Source organism: Curtobacterium sp. NPDC090223 (assembly GCF_044746585.1).
GTDB lineage: Bacteria > Actinomycetota > Actinomycetes > Actinomycetales > Microbacteriaceae > Curtobacterium.
Genome location: NZ_JBIVCN010000007.1, coordinates 1 through 18,905, shown reverse-complemented (window position 1 = coordinate 18,905; position 18,905 = coordinate 1). Strand labels below are relative to the sequence as shown.

17 protein-coding genes are annotated in these 18,905 nt (G+C 71.0%); 16 read left to right on the top strand and 1 reads right to left on the bottom strand.

Annotation, left to right across the window (positions count from 1 at the left end):
* Nucleotides 1-78 precede the first annotated feature (78 nt).
* Nucleotides 79-1,401, top strand: a complete 1,323-nt coding sequence (locus ACIPJY_RS16590; protein WP_400466984.1) for a phosphotransferase — start codon at nt 79-81, stop codon at nt 1,399-1,401.
* A 113-nt stretch (nt 1,402-1,514) separates the two neighbouring features.
* On the opposite strand, the gene ACIPJY_RS16585 is transcribed toward ACIPJY_RS16590, so the two are convergent.
* Entirely contained in the window at nt 1,515-1,877 is a 363-nt protein-coding gene (locus ACIPJY_RS16585; RefSeq protein WP_123656229.1) for a DUF1844 domain-containing protein, read from the bottom strand.
* 296 nt (nt 1,878-2,173) lie between these two features.
* Here ACIPJY_RS16585 and infC point away from each other — a divergent pair, with 296 nt between their 5' ends.
* The 15 genes from infC (at nt 2,174) to tyrS (ending at nt 18,454) form a co-directional block, all read left to right on the top strand.
* The gene (infC, locus tag ACIPJY_RS16580) at nt 2,174-2,845 is read left to right on the top strand and encodes a translation initiation factor IF-3 (protein ID WP_400466987.1); all 672 of its coding nucleotides are present in this window, start codon (nt 2,174-2,176) and stop codon (nt 2,843-2,845) included.
* Between the two features lie 89 nt (nt 2,846-2,934).
* Nucleotides 2,935-3,129 (top strand): 50S ribosomal protein L35, encoded by a 195-nt coding sequence (gene rpmI / locus ACIPJY_RS16575; protein WP_056120818.1) that lies wholly within the window; start codon nt 2,935-2,937, stop codon nt 3,127-3,129.
* Nucleotides 3,130-3,156: 27 nt separating this feature from the next.
* The gene (rplT, locus tag ACIPJY_RS16570; protein ID WP_400466991.1) at nt 3,157-3,540 is read left to right on the top strand and encodes a 50S ribosomal protein L20; all 384 of its coding nucleotides are present in this window, start codon (nt 3,157-3,159) and stop codon (nt 3,538-3,540) included.
* 75 nt (nt 3,541-3,615) lie between these two features.
* On the top strand, nt 3,616-4,464 hold the full coding sequence (locus ACIPJY_RS16565; protein WP_400466994.1) for a TrmH family RNA methyltransferase: 849 nt from the start codon (nt 3,616-3,618) through the stop codon (nt 4,462-4,464).
* 67 nt (nt 4,465-4,531) lie between these two features.
* Entirely contained in the window at nt 4,532-5,572 is a 1,041-nt protein-coding gene (pheS, locus tag ACIPJY_RS16560) for a phenylalanine--tRNA ligase subunit alpha (RefSeq protein ID WP_400466997.1), read from the top strand.
* Nucleotides 5,572-8,064 (top strand): phenylalanine--tRNA ligase subunit beta, encoded by a 2,493-nt coding sequence (gene pheT, locus ACIPJY_RS16555; protein ID WP_400467000.1) that lies wholly within the window; start codon nt 5,572-5,574, stop codon nt 8,062-8,064. The genes pheS and pheT overlap by 1 nt, the downstream gene beginning before the upstream one ends.
* Nucleotides 8,065-8,139: 75 nt before the next feature.
* On the top strand, nt 8,140-9,237 hold the full coding sequence (locus ACIPJY_RS16550; RefSeq protein ID WP_400467002.1) for an N-acetyl-gamma-glutamyl-phosphate reductase: 1,098 nt from the start codon (nt 8,140-8,142) through the stop codon (nt 9,235-9,237).
* A gap of 62 nt (nt 9,238-9,299) precedes the next feature.
* Entirely contained in the window at nt 9,300-10,451 is a 1,152-nt protein-coding gene (argJ, locus tag ACIPJY_RS16545) for a bifunctional glutamate N-acetyltransferase/amino-acid acetyltransferase ArgJ (RefSeq protein ID WP_400467030.1), read from the top strand.
* A complete protein-coding gene (argB, locus tag ACIPJY_RS16540) occupies nt 10,451-11,476 on the top strand; it encodes an acetylglutamate kinase (protein WP_400467004.1) in 1,026 nt (341 codons plus the stop codon). The genes argJ and argB overlap by 1 nt, the downstream gene beginning before the upstream one ends.
* Nucleotides 11,477-11,526: 50 nt before the next feature.
* A complete protein-coding gene (locus ACIPJY_RS16535; protein WP_400467033.1) occupies nt 11,527-12,687 on the top strand; it encodes an acetylornithine transaminase in 1,161 nt (386 codons plus the stop codon).
* Complete coding sequence (gene argF, locus ACIPJY_RS16530; RefSeq protein ID WP_400467007.1) at nt 12,684-13,613, top strand: ornithine carbamoyltransferase; 930 nt, start codon at nt 12,684-12,686, stop codon at nt 13,611-13,613. Before ACIPJY_RS16535 ends, argF begins: the two co-directional genes overlap by 4 nt.
* 28 nt (nt 13,614-13,641) lie before the next feature.
* On the top strand, nt 13,642-14,838 hold the full coding sequence (locus tag ACIPJY_RS16525; protein ID WP_400467010.1) for an argininosuccinate synthase: 1,197 nt from the start codon (nt 13,642-13,644) through the stop codon (nt 14,836-14,838).
* 124 nt (nt 14,839-14,962) lie between these two features.
* A complete protein-coding gene (argH, locus tag ACIPJY_RS16520) occupies nt 14,963-16,432 on the top strand; it encodes an argininosuccinate lyase (RefSeq protein WP_400467013.1) in 1,470 nt (489 codons plus the stop codon).
* The gene (locus ACIPJY_RS16515; RefSeq protein ID WP_400467016.1) at nt 16,429-17,091 is read left to right on the top strand and encodes a DNA-3-methyladenine glycosylase; all 663 of its coding nucleotides are present in this window, start codon (nt 16,429-16,431) and stop codon (nt 17,089-17,091) included. The genes argH and ACIPJY_RS16515 overlap by 4 nt, the downstream gene beginning before the upstream one ends.
* A gap of 46 nt (nt 17,092-17,137) precedes the next feature.
* Entirely contained in the window at nt 17,138-18,454 is a 1,317-nt protein-coding gene (gene tyrS / locus ACIPJY_RS16510) for a tyrosine--tRNA ligase (RefSeq protein WP_400467019.1), read from the top strand.
* Nucleotides 18,455-18,905: the final 451 nt, after the last annotated feature.

Below are 18,905 nucleotides of genomic sequence, written 5' to 3'. Positions count from 1 at the left end.
TGTGGAGAACGGCCGGTCGGCACCGCGTTGTGGAGGACCTGAGTCCGCCACGGCGCCCGACGCGTAGCCTCCTGACGCATGAGCGACGTCGCGCAGTGGATGGCCCGGCAACGCTGGTACGCGGCGAAGGGCGGTGTCCCGAGCCTCCGCACGATCGCGGAGATCGACGAGACCACCGACGAGGCACGGGTCCGCACCCGCTTCGTCATCGACGACGCCCCGACCGGCCCGGTCCTCTACCAGGTCCCCGTCACCGAACACGGCACGGAGGTGGCCGGTCTCGAGTCCGACGTCATCGACCAGGACCCCGGTCCATCGGCACCGTCGGCCCCGGCGACCGTCGTCTACGACGGCCCGCACGACCCCGCCTACGCCCGCTGGCTCCTGGCCCGGATCGACGCCGGTGACGAATCGCTGACGCCCATCGGCGCGGTCCGGGGTGCCAGGGTCCTCCGCGGTGAGCAGTCGAACACCTCGATCATCTGCGAGACCGCGGACAACGGCACCGTGATCGTGAAGGTCTTCCGTGTCCTGCACCACGGCGACAACCCGGACGTGACCACCCAGCAGGCGCTCTCCGCTGCCGGCTCCGCCCGCGTCCCCAGGGTCTTCGGCGCCCTCCGCGGTGCCTGGCCGGACACCGGGCGCGAGGACGGCGTCGCGAGCGGCCACCTCGCGTTCGCGCAGGAGTTCCTGCCAGGGCTCGACGACGCCTGGCGCGTGGCGCTCGACGACGCACGACGCGGCGAGTCCTTCGCCGCCGGGGCCGACCGGCTCGGGGCGGCGCTCGCCGAGGTGCACGTCACCCTGGCCGGCGTGATGCCGACGGAACCCGCGACCGCCGACCGGATCGCCCAGGCGCACGCCACGATGCTGCAGCGACTCGAGACCGCAGCGGCGGAGGTCCCGGAGATCGCCGAGCACGCCGACGCCGTCCGGGCCGTGTACGCCCGGGCCGCAGCGGTGCCGTGGCCCGACCTGCAGCGGATCCACGGCGACCTGCACCTCGGGCAGGTCCTCGCGGCTCCGGAGCCCCGCGGATGGGTGTTCCTCGACTTCGAGGGCGAACCGCTCCGCCCGCTCCACGAGCGCTCGCTGCCGGACGTCCCGCTCCGCGACGTCGCCGGCATGCTGCGGTCCTTCGACTACGTCGCCGGAGCGCTCGCCCACGACGACGACCCGGTCGACGCCGGGGCGTGGGCGCACGAGGCGCGTGACGCGTTCCTCGGCGGGTACGAACGGGGTCTCGACGTCGACGTGCGCGCGCACCGCGAGGTCCTCGACGCGTTCGAGATCGACAAGGCCGTCTACGAGGTCGTGTACGAAGCGCGGAACCGGCCGACCTGGGTCGGCATCCCGGTCGCCGCCGTCGCGCGGCTGGCCGCGCGCTCCGCGCACTGATCAGGACCGACGGTCGGACGGGAGGCCCGTGGCGGCGCCGCCACGGGCCTCCCGTCCGTCGCCCCGTCACGATCCCGGGGACGGGACCCGGTGTCAGTTGACGGGACCCGGTGTCAGTTGACGGGACCCGTGTACTTCTCGCCCGGACCGGCGCCCGGCGCGTCCGGGATGGCCGACGCCTCGCGGAACGCGAGCTGCACCGAGCGCAGCCCGTCCCGCAGGGGGCGGGCGTGGTGGTCGCCGATCTCGGTCGCGGCAGCGGTGACCAGGCCCGCGAGGGCCGTGATGAGCTTCCGCGCCTCGTCGAGGTCGGTCTGTTCCTGCGGGTCGTCCGCGAGCCCGACCTTGACGGCCGCTGCGCTCAGCAGGTGCACCGCCACGGTGTTGATGAGCTCGACGGCGGGAACCTCGGAGATGTCGCGGGCGGCGTCGTCCGCTCCGTCGTCGAGGGGGAGGTTGGGCGGGGTGTCGGTCACGGTGCTCCTCTGCTAGACTCGTCGCGGCAGATGCTGCCCGTGTGTCTGGTTGGTTCTCACGAACTCATCCGGACCGGCGGGCGACATCACGAAGAGGAGTCACTCCCACCCGCGGCCACGAACCACCAGGCTACCGGGTCACCACCGCTCCGCCGAGCGCCAGCGTTCGGCAGTCCTGCACAGCTGACAGCGTCAGCCGCACAGGAGTCGGGCGGCTGCCGAACGGGTCCCGATCCGTGCGTCAGATCTCCTCTCGTGCCGTCGTCCAGGCAAACGCCCCGGACGGCCACCACTGATTGAAGGAGCTCCGCATTCCCGATCCCCGTACCAACGACCGAATCCGCGTCCCCGAGGTCCGTCTTGTCGGACCCCAGGGCGAGCAGGTCGGCGTTGTCCCCATCGCCGTCGCACTGCGCCTCGCGCAGGAAGCCGAGCTGGATCTGGTCGAGGTCGCGCCGAACTCGAAGCCGCCCGTGGCCAAGATCATGGACTACGGCAAGTTCAAGTACGAGGCCGCTCAGAAGGCCAAGGAAGCGCGTCGCAACCAGGTGAACACGGACCTGAAAGAGGTCCGTTTCCGCCTGAAGATCGACGTGCACGACTACGAGACGAAGCGCAAGCGCGCCGAGGGGTTCCTCCTCGGTGGCGACAAGGTGAAGGCGATGATCCTCTTCCGCGGTCGCGAGCAGTCGCGTCCGGAGCAGGGTGTCCGACTCCTGCAGAAGTTCGCCGAGGAGATCGCCGAGTTCGGCGTCGTCGAATCGCGTCCCACGCAGGACGGCCGCAACATGACGATGATCATCGCGCCGCTCAAGAACAAGTCCGACGTCAAGGGCGAGCAGAACGCCAAGCGCGCAGCCGAGAAGGCCGAGCGCCGGGCGACCGAGCACGCCTCCAAGGCGAAGCCGGAAGACGAGGCAGCAGCCCCGTCGAAGGAATCGGCCAGCGCCGACTCCACGGCCGAATAGGTCCAGGGCCCAGGCCCACCAGACCGACTCCGCGCAGTTTCCCAACCGCAATGGCGCGGCCCCCATCCACCCCACGGAAAGGCACCACCATGCCCAAGCAGAAGACCCACTCCGGGTCGAAGAAGCGCTTCAAGGTCACCGGCACCGGCAAGATCATGAAGCAGCAGGCCGGTATGCGTCACAACCTCGAGGTCAAGTCTGCCAAGCGCAAGGCCCGCCTCAACGAGGACCAGGTCCTCTCGAAGGCCGACGCGAAGAACGTCAAGAAGCTCCTCGGCCACTGAGCCCCCGGAACGTAAAGGAATAGTGCAATGGCACGAGTAAAGAGAGCGGTCAACGCCGCCAAGAAGCGTCGCGTCATCCTCGAGCGCGCCGAGGGTTACCGCGGCCAGCGTTCGCGTCTGTACCGCAAGGCCAAGGAGCAGGTCACCCACTCCCTCGTCTACGCGTACCGCGACCGTCACGCGAAGAAGGGCGAGTTCCGTCGCCTCTGGATCCAGCGCATCAACGCTGCGTCCCGCGCCAACGGCCTGACCTACAACCGCCTCATCCAGGGTCTCAACCTGGCCGGCGTCGAGGTCGACCGTCGCATCCTCGCGGACCTCGCCGTGAACAACGCCGACACCTTCGCCGCGCTCGTCGAGACGGCCAAGAAGGCGCTGCCGGCCGACACCTCGGCCCCGAAGGCCGCGTAGTCAGCTCCGCTTCCCCACGAAGCCCCCGTTCCGTCCGCGGACCGGGGGCTTCGTGCATGCTGCGACACTGGTGACGTGACTGATCTCCTCGAGAACCCCCGTGCCGGCCGCGTCAAGGCCGTCGCCGCCCTGACGAAGAAGGACGTGCGCGCCGACACCGGCCTGTTCCTGCTCGAGGGGCCGCAAGCCGTGCGCGAGGCGATCGAGTACGCGCCCGAGCTGCTCCGCGAGCTCTACGTCACGCCGACCGCCGCGGAGCGCTACGGGCTCGCGGACGCACCGGTGGACACCTGGTTCGTCACCGAGCAGGTCCTCGCCGCGATGGCCGACACGGTCACCCCGCAGGGCGTGGTCGCGGTGTGCCAGCAGTTCCCGACGTCGGTGCGGCAGGTCTTCCCGGACCCCGGCGCGGCCGGTCTGGAGGCCCGGATCGACCCCGCCTCGGACCGCACCCTGCCCGGACTGGTCGCCATCCTCGAAGAGGTGCGGGACCCGGGCAACGCCGGCACCATCATCCGCGCCGCCGACTCCGCCGGCGCGGACGCCGTCGTCCTCACCGGGCGGAGCGTCGACCCGTACAACCCGAAGGTCGTCCGCTCCACCACCGGGTCGCTGTTCCACGTGCCGGTGTCGGTCGGCGTCTCGCTGGCCGACGCGGTCTCGCGGGCCAAGTCGCTCGGCTACACGATCCTGGCCGCGGACGTCTCGGGCGACGACCTGCCGCAGGTCCGCGCCGAGGGGCTCCTCGACGGACCGACCGCCTGGGTCTTCGGGAACGAGGCCCGCGGACTCACCGCGGAGGACCTGGCGCTCGTCGACCGCGCCGTGAAGGTGCCGATCTACGGCAAGGCCGAGTCGATGAACCTGGCGACGGCGGCCTCGGTCTGCCTGTACGAGTCGGCGTTCGCACACCGCACCGCCTGACCCGCGTGTTCCACAGTCCACCTGGTGCACCTCGGCGGTATCCCAGGGGCCGGTAGGCTTGGCTACCGTGTCAGAACCTCTCGAGATCAGCGAATCGGCCGTCGCCGACGCGGTCGACGCAGCCCTCGCGGCCGTCCGTGCCGCAACGACGGTCGCCGAGCTCAAGCAGGCCAGGGCCGAGCACACCGGAGAGCAGTCGCCGCTCGCGCGGATGAACGCCTCGATGCGCAGCGTGCCGCCGGAGCAGAAGGCCCAGGCGGGCAAGCTCGTCGGACAGGCCCGCGGCCGGGTCAACGGTGCGATCGCCGAACAAGAGTCGGTGCTCGCCGAGGCCGAGGAACGCGCGCGTCTCGACGCCGAGCGCGTCGACGTCACGGCGCTGCCGTCGACCCGCACGCCCGGGTCGCGGCACCCGCTGTCGCTCCTCAACGAGACCGTCGCGGACATCTTCGTCGGCATGGGGTGGGAAGTCGCGGAGGGGCCGGAGCTCGAGCACGAGTGGTTCAACTTCGACGCGCTGAACTTCGACCAGGACCACCCAGCGCGGGCCATGGCCGACACGATCTTCGTCGAGCCCGTCGACCGCCACATGGTGATGCGCACCCACACCTCCCCGGTGCAGGTCCGCTCGCTGCTGTCGCGCGACCTCCCGCTCTACGTCATCGCTCCCGGCCGCGTCTACCGCGCCGACGAGCTCGACGCCACGCACCTGCCGGTCTTCACCCAGGTCGAGGGCATCGCGATCGACAAGGGCCTGACGATGGCGCACCTGCGCGGCACGCTCGAGCACTTCGCGCGGCAGATGTTCGGCGCCGAGGCGCAGATCCGGCTGCGCCCGAACTACTTCCCGTTCACCGAGCCCTCCGCCGAGATGGACGTCTGGCAGCCGAACGCCAAGGGCGGCGCCCGGTGGGTCGAGTGGGGTGGCTGCGGCATGGTGAACCCGAACGTGCTCCGCTCCGCCGGCATCGACCCGGACGAGTACCAGGGCTTCGCCTTCGGCATGGGCATCGAGCGGACGCTGCAGTTCCGCAACGGCCTGAACGACATGCGTGACTTCCTCGAGGGCGACATCCGCTTCTCGCAGCAGTTCGGAACGGTGGTCTGATGCGCGTCCCACTCCGCTGGCTCGGTGAGTCGGTCGACCTCCCCGAGGACGTCACCCTCGAGCACGTCCACGCGGCGCTCGTGTCGGTGGGCTTCGAGGAAGAAGCCGTCCACACCTACGACCTGACCGGACCCGTCGTGGTCGGCCGGGTGCTCGAGCGCGTCCCGGAGCCGCAGAAGAACGGCAAGACGATCAACTGGTGCCAGGTGGACGTCGGCGAGCCCGAGCCCCGCGGCATCGTCTGCGGTGCGCACAACTTCGACGTCGGTGACCTCGTCGTGGTGACGCTCCCCGGTGCCGTCCTGCCCGGGCCGTTCCCGATCGCCGCGCGCAAGACCTACGGGCACGTGTCCGACGGCATGATCGCCTCCGCGCGGGAGCTCGGACTCGGCGACGAGCACGACGGCATCCTGCGCTTCGCCGACCTCGGCATGGAGCCCGCCGTCGGGCAGGACGCCATCGCGCTCCTCGGCCTCGACGACGCCGCGGTCGAGATCAACGTCACCCCGGACCGCGGCTACGCGCTGAGCACGCGCGGTGTCGCCCGTGAGTACGCCCACGCCACGGGCGCCTCGTTCCACGACCCGGTGGACCGCGTCGTGCCGCGCGCCGGTGAGGGCTTCCCGGTGACGATCACCGACGACGCCCCGATCCGTGGCCGTGTCGGGTCCACCACGTTCGTCACCCGCGTCGTCCGCGGCATCGACGCCACCAAGCCGACACCGGCCTGGATGGTGTCGCGCCTGTCGCTCGTGGGTGTCCGCTCGATCTCGCTGCCGGTCGACATCACGAACTACGTCATGTTCGAGCTCGGCCAGCCCCTGCACGGCTACGACCTCGCGAAGGTCGTCGGCGGCCTCGGCGTCCGTCGCGCCGCCGCGGGGGAGACCCTGACCACCCTCGACGACGTCACCCGGAAGCTCGACCCCGAGGACCTCGTCATCACCGACGACGACGGTCCCGTCGGGCTCGCCGGGGTGATGGGCGGCGCCCGGACCGAGCTCTCCGGCACCACGACGGACGTCCTCATCGAGGCCGCGGGCTTCGACCAGGTCTCCATCGCGCGCACCGCCCGTCGGCACAAGCTCCCGAGCGAGGCATCGCGGCGGTTCGAACGCGGCGTCGACCCGCTCGTCGCCGAGGCCGCGGCGAACCGTGCGGTCGAGCTCCTCGTCGAACTCGCCGGCGGCACCGCGGACGCACTCGGCTCAACGCTCGTCGACGACGCACCGCGACCCGTCGTGCCGATGCGTCTGAGCCGTCCGTCCGAGCTGATCGGCGTCGAGTACACCGACGCCGAGGTCATCGACACCCTGCGTGCGATCGGCGCGACGGTGGACGTCGACGGCGAGCAGCTGGCGGTCAGCCCGCCGACCTGGCGCCCCGACCTCACCGACGACACGACCCTGGTGGAAGAGGTCGCCCGCATCGTCGGCTACGACCGCATCCCGAGCGTGCTCCCGGTCGCCCCGCCCGGGCGCGGCCTCTCGACGCACCAGCGGGCGCTCCGCCGGGTGTCGGCAGCCCTGGCTGCCGACGGTCTGGTCGAGGTCGTGACCGCGCCGTTCGTCTCCGCGGCGACCACCGCGGCGTACCCGGGCATCGACCCGGCCGGCGGACCGAGCGTCGTGCTCGCGAACGCCCTCGACAGCGAGCAGAACCTGCTGCGACGCAGCGGCGTCCCGGCCCTCGTCGACGTCGCGCGGCGCAACGTGTCCCGCGGGCTCGTCGACGTCGCTGTGTACGAGACGTCGCGGGTGTTCCTGCCGACGGACGACGCGGAACTCGGCACCACCGAGGTCCCGGCTGGCGCAGCACACCCGGGCGCGGACACGCTCCGTGCCCTCGACGCCTCACTCCCCGCGCAGCCCTTCCACGTGTCGGCGCTCCTCACCGGTCACCGCGTCGTGAAGCAGCCCGGCACCCAGCCGGAGTCGTTCGGCATCGCGGACGCCCTCGACGTCGCACGGACCGTCGCGTGGGCGGCCGGCGCCGAGCTCACCGTCGCGCAGACGTCGCACCCGTCGCTGCACCCGGGCCGCGCCGCGTCGCTGCTCGTCGGCGACGTCGTCGTCGGCGTCGCGGGCGAGCTCCTGCCGGAGCTGACGGCCGCGGCGGACCTCCCGCGCGTCGTCGCCGTCGTCGAGATCGACCTCGACGCCGTGGTGGCGGCCGTGCCGGACGTCGTGTCCGTGGCGCCGATCATGTCCTACCCCGCAGCCACCCAGGACCTCTCCCTGGTGGTCGGAGCCGATGTCCCGGCGGGCGAAGTACTGGATGTCGTCCGGACTGGTGCCGGAGCGCTTCTGGAGTATGCTCGCCTCGTGGATGACTACCGGGGCTCCGGCGTGGACGAGGGACAGAAGTCCCTGACGTTCGCGCTGCGCTTCCGTGCCACGGACCGCACCCTGACCGCTGCCGAGGCCTCTGAGGCCCGTGACGGCGCAGTCCGACGTGCCGGCGAGCGATTCGGGGCGACCCTGCGCGACTGATCCCACTGGGACAGCACCGCCCGGGGCCGCCGCCTCCGATCTCTCGACGAACAGTCCGACCAAAGGTGGAATCCCATGTCCGTATCCGTCGCCGTGGCGGGAGCCAGCGGCTACGCGGGCGGTGAGCTGCTGCGCATCCTCTCCGCCCATCCCGAGTTCGACGTCAGGACGGTGACCGCGTTCTCGAACGCGGGGCAGCCGCTCATCGCGACCCAGCCGCACCTGCGCTCGCTGTCGCACCTGACCCTGGTCGAGACGACGGCGGCGAACCTCCGCGGACACGACGTGGTGTTCCTGGCACTGCCGCACGGACAGTCCGGTGCGATCACGGCGGAGCTCGACGAGGACACCCTGGTGGTGGACTGCGGCGCCGACCACCGGCTGACGGACCCGGCGGCCTGGGAGTCCTTCTACGGCGGCGAGTACTTCGGCGCGTGGACCTACGGCCTGCCCGAGCTCCTGCACGCGGCGCCGGCTCCGGGCTCGGCGGACGAGTGGCGGGACGTCGACGACATCGTCGCGCAGAGCCGTCAGCGCACCGAGCTCGCGAGCACGAAGCGGATCGCCGTCCCGGGGTGCAACGTCACCGCGGTGACGCTCGGCATCCAGCCCGGGATCCAGGCCGGGCTCGTCCAGGCCGACGACATCGTGGCCGTCCTGAGCGTCGGGCCCTCCGGTGCCGGCAAGAAGCTCGCCCCGACCTACCTGGCGTCCGAGATCATGGGCAGCGCCAGTGCCTACGCGGTCGGTGGGACGCACCGGCACATCCCGGAGATCCAGCAGAACCTGCGGGCCGCCGGCGCCTCGGACGTGACGATATCGTTCACGCCGGTGCTCGTGCCGATGTCGCGGGGGATCCTCGCGACGACGACGGCCAAGCTGGCGCCGGGCGTCAGCGCACGCGACGTCCGCCTCGCCTGGGAGCAGGCCTACGCGGACGAGCCGTTCGTGCACCTGCTGCCCGAGGGCGAGTTTCCCCGCGTCGCGGACACGATCGGCGCGAACACGGCGCTCGTCGGGATCGCCGTGGACGAAGCCGCCGGCCGCGTCATCGCGGTCAGCGCGCTCGACAACCTCGCCAAGGGGACCGGCGGCGCCGCGGTGCAGTCGGCCAACATCGCACTCGGGTTCCCCGAGACCCTCGGCCTCAGCGTGGACGGAGTCGCACCGTGACCGACGCAGGCAAGCAGGACCAGGCCGCACCGAGCCTCCAGACCGGAGCAGACCAGCAGGGCGTGACCGCGGCCGCCGGCTTCCGCGCTGCCGGCGCGACCGCCGGGCTCAAGGCGAGCGGAACGCCCGACGTGGCCCTCGTCGTGAACGACGGTCCGGAGTCGGCCGTCGCCGCGGTCTTCACGAGCAACCGCGCGCAGGCCCACCCGGTCCTCTGGTCGCGCCAGGTCGTCGGGGACGGCATCGCGAAGGCCGTGTTCCTGAACTCCGGCGGCGCGAACTGCTTCACCGGACCGTTCGGGTTCCAGACCACGCACATGACGGCCGAGGCCGTCGGCGAGTCCCTCGGCATCGGTGCGGGCGACGTCGTCGTCTGCTCGACCGGTCTGATCGGCCGCGGTGACCAGACGTTCCGCGACCACGTGCTGCACGGGGTCGCGTTGACGAAGGACGCACTGACCGAGACCGGCGGCCCGGATGCCGCCAGGGCGATCATGACGACCGACACCAAGCCGAAGCAGGCGGTCGCGACGGAGGACGGCTGGACCGTCGGCGGCATGGCGAAGGGTGCCGGGATGCTCGCACCCGGGCTGGCCACGATGCTCGTCGTCATCACGACCGATGCACTCCTCGACTCGGACCAGCTCGACCAGGCCCTCCGCGCAGCGACCCGCGTCACGTTCGACCGGGTCGACTCCGACGGCTGCATGTCGACGAACGACACGGTGGTCCTGATGTCGTCCGGCGCCTCCGGCGTCACCCCGGAGGTCGGCGACTTCCAAGAGGCCCTGACCGCGGTGTGCGCGGACCTCGCCCGGCAGCTCCAGCAGGACGCCGAGGGCGCGAGCCACGACATCGCGATCCACGTGGTGAACGCCGCGACCGAGGACGACGCCGTCACGGTCGGCCGGAGCGTCGCCCGGAACAACCTCTTCAAGGCCGCGGTGTTCGGCAACGACCCCAACTGGGGCCGGGTCCTGGCGGCGATCGGCACCACCGACGCCGAGTTCGACCCGTACGCCGTGGACGTCTCGATGAACGGCGTCCGGGTCTGCCACGCCGGAGCGCCGGACCGCCCCATCGACGAGGTCGACCTGACGCCCCGCGACACCGACGTGCTGATCGACCTCGGGGTGGGGCCGTACGCGGCGACCATCCTGACGAACGACCTGACGCACGACTACGTCCACGAGAACAGCGCGTACTCCAGCTGATGGGCACCGGAGACGCCCTGTCGAAACAGGAAGAGCACGAGCTGGCCGCCGTCAAGGCAGCCACCCTCATCGAGTCCCTGCCGTGGCTGAAGCGGTTCTCGGGCAAGATCGTCGTCGTCAAGTTCGGCGGCAACGCGATGGTGAACGACGACCTCAAGCGGGCGTTCGCCGAGGACATGGTCTACCTGCGCTACGCGGGGCTGCACCCCGTGGTGGTGCACGGCGGCGGTCCGCAGATCTCCGCCGCGCTCAAGGAGCAGGGCATCCAGTCCGAGTTCCGGGGCGGGTACCGCGTCACGACGACCGAGGCGATCACGGTCGTCCGGGACGTCCTGGCCGGCGAGGTCAACCGGGAGATCGTCGACCTGGTGAACGAGCACGGCGCCGGCCTCGGCGTCGGGGTGTTCGGTGACGGCGGCTCGCTGTTCACCGGCGAGAAGAAGGGCGTCGTCGTGGACGGCGAGCACTTCGACCTCGGTCACGTCGGCGACATCACGCACGTCGACCCGTCCGGCGTCCTCGCGGCGATCCGGGCGAACCAGATCCCCGTCGTGTCGAGCATCGCCATCGACGACGCCCACCCCGACCAGGCGCTCAACGTGAACGCCGACGCCGCGGCCGCAGCGCTCGCGATCGCGCTCGGCGCGTCGAAGCTGATGATGCTGACCGACGTCCCCGGGCTGTACCGCAACTGGCCCGACCGGGACTCGATCATCGACCTCATCGCGGTCGAGGAACTGCGCGAGCTCCTGCCGACGCTCGAGTCCGGGATGATCCCGAAGATGACCGCGTGCCTCGACGCCGTGGTCGGCGGGGTCGGCGGCGCGACGATCATCGACGGCCGGATCCCGCACTCGATCCTCCTCGAGGTCTTCACCCTCCGCGGCGCGGGCACCGAGGTGATCCCGGACCCGAGCCGACGAACCGAGAACCAGAACACCCACGCCGAGATCGGCCGACGCGGCCCCGCGAGCCCGATCCAGCACCCAGCAGACAGCAGCCACACGAAGGGGAACGCACGGTGAGCACCGAGACGCAGACCGAGACCTGGAACGACCGGTTCGGGGCGTCGCTGATGCGATCCCTGACCCCGCCGAAGATCATGCTCGAGCGCGGCCAGGGCTGCCGCGTGTGGGACGTCGACGGCAACGAGTACCTCGACTTCCTCGCCGGCATCGCGGTGAACTCCCTCGGGCACGCCCACCCGGCGCTCGTCGAGGCGATCGCCGACCAGGCCGCGAAGCTCGTGCACGTCTCGAACTACTTCGCGACGCCGCCGCAGCTGGAACTCGCCGAGCGGCTCAAGCGCATCTCCGGCGCGGGTGACGCCGGCCGCGTCTACTTCGGCAACTCCGGCGCCGAGGCGAACGAGGCCGCGTTCAAGCTCGCCCGCCTGAACACCGGTGCTGACGGCCGGAAGACCCGGATCCTCGCGCTGCAGCAGGCCTTCCACGGCCGGACGATGGGCGCACTCGCGCTCACCGGCAAGCCGGCCCTGCAAGAGGACTTCCTGCCGATGATCCCCGGCGTCGAGCACATCGAGACCTCGATCGCGGCCCTCGAGCACGCGATCGACGACACCGTCGCCGCGCTCTTCATCGAGCCGATCAAGGGCGAGGCCGGCGTGGTCGACCTGCCCGAGGGCTTCCTCCTCGCCGCCCGGAAGCTGACGGAGGAGCACGGCGCACTGCTGATCCTCGACGAGATCCAGACCGGTGTCGGCCGCACCGGCTCGTGGTTCGCCTTCCAGCACCTCGGCGTCGTGCCCGATGCCATCACCGTCGCGAAGGGCATCGCGGGTGGCTTCCCGATCGGCGCCCTCGTGACGTTCGGCCACGCCTCCGACCTCTTCTCGGCGGGGCAGCACGGCTCGACGTTCGGCGGCAACCCACTCGGGACCCGCGTCGCCAACGCGGTGCTCAGCGAGATCGAGTCGGCCGGGCTGGTCGACGCCGCGGTGACCAAGGGCGAGCGCATCCGTGCCGGCATCGCCGCGATCGGGTCGCCGCTCGTGGACGAGGTCCGCGGGCAGGGGCTGCTCATCGGTGTCGGGCTGCACCTGCCGGTCGCCGCCGCGATCGCCGCCGCCGCACTCGAGCGCGGCCTGATCGTGAACGCCCCGAACGAGTCGAGCCTGCGCATCGCGCCGCCCCTCATCGTGTCCGATGCCGAGATCGACGAGTTCCTGTCGATCCTGGCCACGAGCATGACCGCAGTCCAGGAGACCTCCGCATGACCCGCCACTTCCTCCGCGACGACGACCTCTCCCAGGCCGAGCAGTCCGCCATCCTCGACCTCGCGGTCGAGATGAAGCGCGACCGCTGGGCCGCGAAGCCGCTTGCCGGGCCACAGAGCGTCGCCGTGATCTTCGACAAGTCGTCCACCCGCACCCGGGTGTCGTTCCACGTCGGCATCAGCGACCTCGGCGGCAGCCCGCTGATCATCTCGACGGCGAACAGCCAGCTCGGCGGCAAGGAGACCCCCTCCGACACCGCCCGGGTGCTCGAGCGCATGGTGTCCGCCATCGTCTGGCGCACCTACGGCCAGGCCGGCCTCGAGGAGATGGCGGCCGGCACCACGGTCCCCGTCGTCAACGCGCTGTCCGACGACTTCCACCCGTGCCAGCTCCTCGCCGACCTGCTGACGATCCGCGAGCACCGCGGGACGCTCGCCGGGCAGACCATCGCCTTCGTCGGCGACGGCGCGAGCAACATGGCGCAGTCCTACCTGCTCGCTGCGGCGACGGCCGGCATGCACGTCCGTGTCGGGAGCCCCGCCGAGTTCTCCCCGGCCGCCCAGGTCGTCACCGACGCCGAGCACCGCGCCGCCGAGACCGGCGGGTCCGTGCTCGTCGTGACCGACCCGGTCGCCGCGGTGGCCGGCGCGGACGTCGTGGTCACCGACACCTGGGTGTCGATGGGGAAGGAAGACGAGAAGCAGCAGCGACTCGACACCTTCAAGGACTACCGCGTCGACGACACCCTGATGGCGCACGCGGCCGACGACGCGGTGTTCATGCACTGCCTCCCGGCCGACCGCGGCTACGAGGTCACGGCCGACGTCATCGACGGTCCGCGCAGCATCATCTGGGACGAGGCGGAGAACCGTCTGCACGCCCAGAAGGCGCTCCTCGCCTGGCTCCTGGCCGCCAACACCAACTGATCCGCTACCACCCACAAGGAGAAGACCCATGGCAGACCGCGTCGTACTGGCGTACTCCGGAGGCCTCGACACCTCCGTCGGCATCGGCTGGCTCAAGGACGCCACCGGCAAGGACGTCGTCGCACTGGCGGTCGACGTCGGCCAGGGCGGCGAGGACATGGACGCGATCCGTCAGCGCGCTCTCGACTGCGGCGCGGTGGAGTCCGTCGTCATCGACGCGAAGGACGAGTTCGCGGACGACTACCTCGTGCCCGCCCTCAAGGCCAACGCGCTGTACCAGAAGCGCTACCCCCTGGTCTCCGCGCTGAGCCGCCCGCTCATCGCGAAGCACCTGGCTCTGACCGCGAAGCAGCTCGGCGCCGACAGCGTCGCGCACGGCTGCACCGGCAAGGGCAACGACCAGGTCCGCTTCGAGGCCGCCGTCGCCGCGATCGCCCCCGACCTGACGAGCGTCGCCCCGGTCCGTGACCTCGCGCTGACCCGTGACAAGGCGATCGTCTACGCGCAGGAGCACGACCTGCCGATCCTGCAGAGCAAGAAGTCGCCGTACTCGATCGACCAGAACGTCTGGGGTCGCGCGGTGGAGACCGGCTTCCTCGAGGACCCGTGGAACGCCCCGATCGAGGACCTCTACGCCTACACGCAGGACCCCTCGGTCCCGCGTGACGCCGACGAGGTCACGATCACCTTCGAGCAGGGCGTCCCGGTCGCGATCGACGGCCAGCGCTTCAGCGTCCTGCGCATCGTGCAGGAGCTCAACGCCCTCGCCGGCAAGCACGGCGTCGGCCGCATCGACGTGGTCGAGGACCGCCTCGTCGGCATCAAGTCGCGCGAGGTCTACGAGGCCCCGGCCGCGATGGCGCTCATCGCCGCGCACGAGGAGCTCGAGAGCCTGACCCTCGAGCGCGACGTGAACCGCTACAAGCGCGGTGTCGAGTCGGAGTGGGCCGACCTGGTCTACGACGGCCTGTGGTTCGGCGGGCTCAAGCGCAGCCTCGACGCCTTCATCGACGACACCCAGCAGTACGTGTCGGGCGACATCCGCCTGCAGCTGCAGGGCGGCCGCGCGACGGTCACCGGCCGCCGCAGCGAGCAGTCGCTGTACGACTTCGACCTCGCGACCTACGACACCGGCGACACGTTCGACCAGTCGCTGTCGAAGGGCTTCATCGAGATCTGGTCGCTGCCCAGCAAGATCTCGGCACGCCGCGACCTGGCGAACTGAGCCGGCCCCGGACGGCGCGACCGGCTGGTCGCGCCGTCCGGACCGACCTGGAGGCCCGACCCGCCTCCGCAACGCCGCGCGCGATGCACGACCCAGACCGACCCCGACACCACGCAGGACTCTCATGACGGACGCAAGCGGAGCCTCCCGGCCCGACCCGCAGCCCACCAAGGCCGACGCGACCAACCAGGGCGCCCTGTGGGGTGCCCGGTTCGCCGACGGGCCGAGCCCGGAGCTCGCTGCCCTGTCGAAGTCGACGCACTTCGACTGGCAGCTCGCGCCATACGACCTCGCGGGGTCCCGCGCCCACGCGCGCGCCCTGCAGGCTGCCGGGTACCTGACCGCGGACGAACTCGAGCAGATGACCGCGGGCCTGGACCGTCTCGACGCGGCGCACGCCGACGGCACGCTGCAGCCTGCGGACTCCGACGAGGACGTGCACGGCGCCCTGGAACGCCTGCTCATCGCGGACCTCGGTCCCGTCCTCGGCGGCAAGCTCCGCGCCGGACGCAGCCGCAACGACCAGATCGCGACCCTCGGTCGCATGCACATGCTCGACCACGGTCGCCGGATCGGTCGTCTCGTGATCGACCTCGTCGACGCGATCAGCCAGCAGGCGAGCGAGCACCCGACGGCGATCATGCCGGGCCGCACGCACCTGCAGCACGCGCAACCGGTCCTCCTCGCCCACCACCTCCTCGCGCACGCCTGGCCGCTCGTCCGCGACCTCGAACGCCTGCGCGACTGGTCGACCCGCGCCAGCGTCAGCCCGTACGGCGCCGGGGCCCTGGCCGGCAGCTCCCTCGGGCTCGACCCGGCCGCGATCGCCCGCGAGCTCGGGTTCGACCGCCCGGCGGAGAACTCGATCGACGCCACCGCTGCCCGTGACACCGTCGCGGAGTTCGCCTTCGTGCTGGCGCAGATCGGGATCGACGTCTCGCGGCTCGCCGAAGAGGTGATCCTCTGGAACACCAAGGAGTTCGGCTTCGTCCGGCTCCACGACGCCTTCTCCACCGGCTCGAGCATCATGCCGCAGAAGAAGAACCCGGACATCGCCGAGCTCGCACGGGGCAAGTCCGGCCGGCTCATCGGCAACCTGACCGGTCTCCTCGCGACCCTCAAGGGCCTGCCGCTGGCCTACAACCGGGACCTGCAGGAGGACAAGGAGCCCGTCTTCGACTCGGTGGCGACGCTCGAGGTCCTGCTCCCGGCCTTCACCGGCATGATCTCGACGCTCACGTTCGACACCGACCGGATGGCGGAGCTCGCACCGCAGGGCTTCTCGCTCGCGACGGACGTGGCCGAGTGGCTGGTGCGTCAGGGAGTGCCGTTCCGCGACGCCCACGAGGTCTCCGGCGCACTGGTCCAGTACTGCGAACAGCGGGGGATCGAGCTCGACGACCCCACCGACGCGGAGTACGCGTCCATCTCGGAGCACCTGACGCCGGGCGTCCGCGCGGTCCTCACGATCGAGGGCAGCGTCGCGTCCCGCAGGGGCGCCGGCGGCACCGCACCGGACCGCGTCGCCGAGCAGCTCGCCGGGCTGACCCAGCGTGTCCACGACCTCGCCTCCGGGGTGCCCTTCACGCGGTGAACGACGCCCTCCTCGCCCTGCTCGCGGAGCCGGCGCCGGTGAGCGCGCCGGCACTGCTCGGTGCGACGCTCACCGGCAAGGGCGTCACGATCCGCATCACCGAGGTCGAGGCCTACTCCGGTCCGACCGACCCCGGATCCCACGGGCACCGCGGCATGACCGAGCGCAACCGGCAGCTCTTCGGCCCACCAGGAACGCTGTACGCCTACCGGTCCTACGGCATCCACACGTGCGTCAACGTCGTGAGCGGGCCCGCCGGCACCTCGTCCGGGTCGCTGCTCCGCGGAGCAGCGGTCGTCGACGGCATCGAGGTGGCGCGTTCGCGGCGTGGTGCGTCCGTCACGGACGTCCAGCTCGCTCGCGGCCCCGGCAACCTCGGGGAGGCGCTCGGCGCGGTGCTCGGCACCGATGACGGCACGTCGGTCGTCGACGGTCGCGGCCCGTACGTGCTCGCGCTGGCACCCGCCCTGGAGGCCCGACTCGCCGCCGACGGACCGGCTGCGGTCCTCGCGGCGCTGGCCGACGAACCCCGCATCCTGCGCGGTCCGCGCACGGGGGTCGCGGGCATCGCCGGCGGACGGTCCTTCCCGTGGCGGTTCGCCCTGGCGGGCGAACCGACTGTCTCGGCGTACCGACGGCACAAGGGCGCGATCGACTGACCGGGGTCGCGCCCGTCGGGTCGGTCGTCGCCGGTACGATGGCGTGGTGTCCAGTGATACCGCTCCCGATGTCCTGACGCGCCAGCAGAACGACCCCACCTTCGCCTCGGTGTGGGACGAACTGCGCTGGCGTGGTCTGGTGCAGGTCTCGACCGACGAGACCGCACTGCAAGAGGCCCTCGACGGTGAGCCGATCACGTACTACTGCGGCTTCGACCCCACGGCGCCGTCGCTGCACTGCGGCAACCTCCTGCAACTCCTGACCATGCGCCGGCTACAGCTCGCGGGGCACCGGCCGCTCGCCCTGGTCGGTGGTTCCACCGGGCTGATCGGCGACCCGCGCCCGACGGCGGAACGCACGCTGAACACCCGCGAGACGGTGTCGAACTGGGTGAGTCGGCTGCAGGAGCAGGTGTCCCGGTTCCTCAGCCCCGACGGCGACAACGGCGTCCGTCTGGTGAACAACCTGGACTGGACGGCACCGCTGTCCGCGATCGACTTCCTGCGGGACATCGGCAAGTACTTCCGCGTGAACTCGATGATCAAGAAGGACGCCGTCTCCGCGCGGCTGAACTCCGACGCGGGGATCAGCTACACCGAGTTCAGCTACCAGATCCTGCAGGGGCTGGACTACCGCGAGCTCTTCCTGCAGTACGGCTGCACGCTGCAGACCGGTGGCTCGGACCAGTGGGGCAACCTGACATCGGGGACGGAGCTCATCCGACGTGCCGAGGGTGCGACGGTGCACGCGCTGGGGACGCCCCTCATCACGAACTCCGACGGCACGAAGTTCGGCAAGAGCGAGGGCAACGCGATCTGGCTCGACGCCGAGATGACCTCGCCGTACGCGCTGTACCAGTTCTGGCTCAACACGACCGACGCCGACGTGATCGACCGTCTGCAGAAGTTCACGTTCCTGTCCCGCGCCGAGATCGAACGGCTCGAGCGGGCGGTGGCCGACGAACCGTTCCGGCGAGAAGCCCAGCGGACCCTCGCGTACGAGGTCACTTCCATCGTGCACGGGGTCCCCGCGACCCAGGCGGCGATCGACGCAGCGGCGGCACTGTTCGGCAACGGTGACCTCGGTGCACTCGACGGGCCGACCCTGCGCGCGGCGATCGCGGAGCTGCCGGGCTCGGTGTCGCTCGACCCGCAGGCCGACCTGGCCAGGGCACTGGTCGAGACCGAGCTGGTGAAGTCGCTCGGCGAAGCCCGGCGAGCGATCGACCAGGGCGGCGTGTACGTGAACAACGCCCGGGCGGACGATCCGTCCGCGGCGCTCTCCGGTTTGGCGCTGCCCGGCGGGGTCCTCGTGCTCCGTCGTGGCAAGAAGACCCTGGCCGGCGTGACCCTCGCCAGCTGATCCACCCCGCCCGCAGAGGCCCGGTTCCCCCAGGGGGACCGGGCCTCTCGCCGTTCGCAGCCGCGTGTTGCACGATGCGACACGCCCGGGATGTGGGCTGGCTTGGCGCTCCCGCCGACCCCTGCGTAAAGTAATCACTCGTCACCCCAAAGGTGCGGCGGAGCGGCTGGAGCGAAAGCCCAGAGCACGTCGGCCCTCAAGCGGGACCATCCTTCCACTGGAGTTCAGATCCGGCCTTGCGCTGGGCGGCTCCGACGCCTAGGATGACTACTCCACCGGTTCTCTCCCTCGGGATGAGCCACTGATCCTTCTGGATCGACGACACCGGTGGTCAAACCAAGAACGAATGCCTCTCTGGCGGAGCCTTCACGGGTCGAGCGGGGAGTGCGTCTGGTCCTTGAGAACTCAACAGCGTGCACATTGTCAATGCCAATTTATTGACCCCGTGGCG